The following is a 3,316-nucleotide window of genomic DNA, read 5'->3' on the forward strand; positions in this document are numbered from 1 at the left end:
CGGCGGAGGACCCGAGGCCGCGCAGTCGCTGCCGGCCGCCGGCTTCGCCGGGCAGGACCTCGTTGACTGGCTGTCCTGGCATCAGCCACGGCTCCGAAGGCGTTTCGAACGGCTCGTTCCCGGGATGCTGACCGAGGCCGCGGCGCTGGGGCTCTTCGGAGGCGGCGCGCTGACTCCCATCGGTTTCCTCGTGGAACAGGGACTCCTCGATGACGCCGCGGCAGCGGTCGGGGCGGCCCTTCCCGCCCCGGTGAGCCGTGTGGTCCTGCAGGCCGACCTCACCGCCATCGCCCCGGGCTACCTCGAACCCGCCGTGGCGCGTGAGCTGTTGACGCTTTCGACCCCCGAGGGTCAGGGGCCGGCCACCACGTACCGCTTCTCGGCGGACTCCATCCGACGGGCGCTGGACGCCGGCCACGACGCCGCGTCCATCACCGCGTTCCTCACAGAGCACTCCACCACCGCGGTGCCGCAGGCCCTCACCTATCTCGTCGAGGACACCGCGGGCAGGTACGGCAGCCTCCGGGTGGGGGGCGCCGCCAGCTACGTGCGGACCGAGGACGACGCCGTCGTGGCCGCGCTCCTTGCCGACCCGCGCGCAGCCGCCCTCGGCCTCGTCCAGCTGGCCCCGACGGTGATCGCCTCCCCGGCGAGTCCGGCGGAGCTGAGTTCCCTCCTGCGTGACCTCGGGTACGCACCCGCGCCGGAGATCCGCCCCGGCACGCAGGGCCGCGGCCCGCGGCGACCTTCGGACGCGCACCCGGACGACACGGCTTCAGGCGTTCCGGATCTGCCGCCGCCGATCGCAACCTCCCGTACGCGGCTCAACCCGTGGTCGCTCAGCGGAGAGGAGATCGAAGCGCAACTGGCCTCCCTGCGGCTCCGGGGCACCGGCCCGGTGGACCGCTCCCCGGGACAGGGCCAGGAAAGCGAGGTCCTCCTCGGGCTCGAAACACTGAGGACTGCCATCCGCCGGAAAGTACCGGTGCGGCTGGGCACCGCCGACAGCCAGGGGAATTCCGTCCGCCAGATCCTCGTTCCCCTATCAGTGTCCGGAGGCCGGGTTCGGGTCTACGACCCGCAGAAGCAAGTGGAAAAAGTCGTCTCGGTGCACCGGGTCATGGACGTGGAAATAGTGGAGGGAACACCCGATGACTGACGGTCCATTGATCGTGCAGAGCGACAAGACCATCCTGCTGGAGGTCGACCACGAGCTCGCAACGGAGGCCCGGCACGCCATCGCCGCCTTCGCCGAGCTCGAGCGCGCACCCGAGCACGTCCACAGCTACCGCCTCACCCCGCTCGGTCTATGGAACGCGCGCGCGGCCGGGCTCGACGCCGAGCAGGTGCTCGACACCCTGCTGAAGTACTCGAGGTTCCCGGTTCCGCACGCCCTCCTCATCGACATCGAGGACACCATGTCGAGGTACGGGAGGCTCCGCCTCGAGAAGGATGCCCAGCACGGGCTGGTACTGCGCACCACCGACTACCCGGTGCTCGAGGAAGTGCTTCACGCGAAGAAGATCCAGCCGCTCCTGGGCCCCCGCATCGACGGGGAGACCGTGGTAGTCCATTCCTCGCAGCGCGGAGCGCTCAAGCAGCTCCTGCTGAAACTGGGCTGGCCGGCCGAGGATCTCGCGGGTTACGTGGATGGAACACCGCATCCGATCGCCCTGAAGGAGGACGGCTGGACGCTGCGGCCCTATCAGAAGCTCGCGATGGAGAACTTCTGGTCCGGCGGATCAGGAGTGGTGGTGCTCCCCTGCGGCGCCGGAAAGACGATCGTGGGTGCCGCAGCCATGGCCACCAGCAAGACCACCACCCTCATCCTCGTCACCAACACCGTCTCCGCCCGGCAGTGGAAGGACGAACTGCTGAAGCGGACCTCCCTCACCGAAGATGAGATCGGCGAGTACTCGGGTGCAAAGAAGGAGGTCCGTCCGGTGACGATCGCCACCTACCAGGTGCTGACGATGCGCCGCGGCGGCCTGTATCCGCACCTCGAACTGCTCGACGCCAATGACTGGGGGCTGATCGTGTACGACGAGGTGCATCTGCTGCCCGCCCCGATCTTCAAGATGACCGCCGACCTCCAGGCGCGGCGCCGGCTGGGACTCACCGCCACCCTCGTCCGGGAAGACGGCAGGGAGGGTGAGGTCTTCTCGCTCATCGGCCCGAAGCGCTACGACGCGCCCTGGAAGGACATCGAGGCGCAGGGCTACATTGCCCCGGCGGACTGCGTGGAGGTGCGCGTCGACCTCCCCCGGGACGAGCGCGTCGCCTATGCCATGGCCGACGACGGCGACAAGTACCGGCTCTGCGCCACCTCCGACACCAAGTCGGCCGTGGTGGAGAAGCTCGTCGCGTCGCACGCCGGTGAGCAGCTCCTGGTGATCGGCCAGTACATCGACCAACTCGACGATCTCGGTGCCCGCCTCGACGCCCCCGTCATCAAGGGCGACACCCCGGTGAAGGAACGCCAGCGGCTCTTCGAGGCCTTCCGGCAGGGCGAACTGACCACCCTCGTGGTGTCCAAGGTGGCCAACTTCTCGATCGACCTGCCCGAGGCCTCGGTCGCCATCCAGGTGTCCGGCTCCTTCGGCTCGCGCCAGGAGGAGGCGCAGCGCCTCGGGCGGCTGCTGCGCCCGAAGGCCGACGGGCGCGCTGCGCGCTTCTACACCGTCGTCGCCCGCGACACCCTCGACCAGGAGTTCGCGGCCAAACGGCAGCGTTTCCTCGCCGAACAGGGCTATGCCTACCGCATCCTCGACGCCGCAGGGTTGAGTGGATGATGGTAGCCCTGAAGGCGTCCAGCGAACTCCCAGCATATTCCCAGAGAGCAGCGGAACAATGGCAGGCGTGAAGAAAACAGGCCCTGAAGCAAAGCTGCTGGTTGTCGACGACGAACCGAATATCCGCGAACTGCTCTCGACGTCCCTGCGCTTTGCAGGGTTCGACGTCGTCGCCGCAGCGAACGGCCGTGAAGCCCTCGCCGCAGCGGAGACCCACAATCCGGACCTCGCGGTACTCGATGTGATGCTGCCCGACATGGACGGCTTCACCGTCACACGGCGGCTACGGGCCGCCGGACGCCATTTCCCCGTCGTCTTCCTCACCGCACGGGATGACACCGACGACAAGGTCACCGGCCTGACCGTCGGCGGCGACGACTATGTGACCAAGCCCTTCAGCCTCGACGAGGTGGTGGCCCGCATCCGTGCCGTGCTGCGCCGCACCCAGCCGATGGGCGACGACGACGCCGTCATCCGCGTGGCCGACCTCGAACTCGACGACGACGCCCACGAGGTGCGGCGGG

Annotated in this window: 3 protein-coding genes; all 3 read left to right on the plus strand. The window is 68.7% G+C overall.

The window, feature by feature from the left end; all coding sequences use genetic code 11:
* Positions 1-1,159: helicase-associated domain-containing protein (locus Y705_RS17810; protein ID WP_162149047.1), on the plus strand; the 1,159-nt coding region annotated here is incomplete at its 5' end.
* Positions 1,152-2,792 carry a DNA repair helicase XPB gene (locus Y705_RS0106035; protein ID WP_026532208.1) on the plus strand — a complete coding sequence of 547 codons (1,641 nt, stop codon included), beginning with the start codon at positions 1,152-1,154 and terminating at the stop codon, positions 2,790-2,792. The genes Y705_RS17810 and Y705_RS0106035, both read left to right, overlap by 8 nt.
* Before the next feature lie 58 nt (positions 2,793-2,850).
* Positions 2,851-3,316 (plus strand): response regulator (locus tag Y705_RS17815; RefSeq protein ID WP_173401058.1); only part of this gene is annotated, 466 nt, incomplete at its 3' end.

Source organism: Arthrobacter sp. H41, assembly GCF_000520535.1.
In the GTDB taxonomy this organism is placed as follows: domain Bacteria; phylum Actinomycetota; class Actinomycetes; order Actinomycetales; family Micrococcaceae; genus Arthrobacter_D.